Genomic DNA, 731 nt, shown 5'->3' with positions numbered 1-731 from the left:
GCGCCTCTGAATCGGCATCAACCAGTGCATCTGAGTCAGCAAGCACAAGCGCCTCTGAATCAGCAAGCACATCAGCATCTGAGTCAGCATCAACATCTGCATCTGAGTCAGCAAGTACATCAGCTTCTGAATCCGCATCAACAAGTGCGTCAGAATCAGCAAGCACATCAGCATCTGAGTCAGCATCAACATCAGCATCTGAGTCAGCAAGCACAAGCGCCTCTGAATCAGCAAGTACATCAGCTTCTGAATCGGCGTCAACAAGTGCGTCAGAATCAGCAAGTACATCAGCTTCTGAATCGGCGTCAACGTCTGCCTCTGAGTCAGCAAGTACAAGTGCTTCAGAGTCAGCATCAACAAGCGCGTCAGAGTCAGCAAGCACATCAGCTTCAGAGTCAGCGTCAACAAGCGCGTCAGAGTCAGCAAGTACAAGTGCATCTGAGTCAGCGTCAACAAGTGCTTCAGAATCAGCATCAACAAGTGCATCTGAGTCAGCATCAACAAGTGCTTCTGAATCAGCATCGACAAGTGCTTCAGAATCAGCAAGCACATCAGCATCTGAGTCAGCGTCAACAAGTGCCTCAGAATCAGCAAGCACATCAGCATCTGAGTCAGCGTCAACAAGTGCCTCAGAATCAGCAAGCACATCAGCCTCTGAGTCAGCATCAACAAGTGCGTCAGAGTCAGCAAGCACATCAGCCTCTGAGTCAGCATCGACAAGTGCTTCAGAA

The 731-nt window shown here is 49.7% G+C and carries 1 pseudogene; it reads right to left on the bottom strand.

Annotated elements, in window-relative coordinates:
* Positions 1 to 731 (bottom strand): annotated as a pseudogene (locus HMPREF8571_RS11435) (hypothetical protein); the annotation flags it as partial.

The sequence above is a fragment of the Streptococcus mitis ATCC 6249 genome (assembly GCF_000146585.1).
Lineage (GTDB): Bacteria > Bacillota > Bacilli > Lactobacillales > Streptococcaceae > Streptococcus > Streptococcus mitis_AZ.
This window is presented reverse-complemented; position numbering and strand designations above follow the sequence as displayed.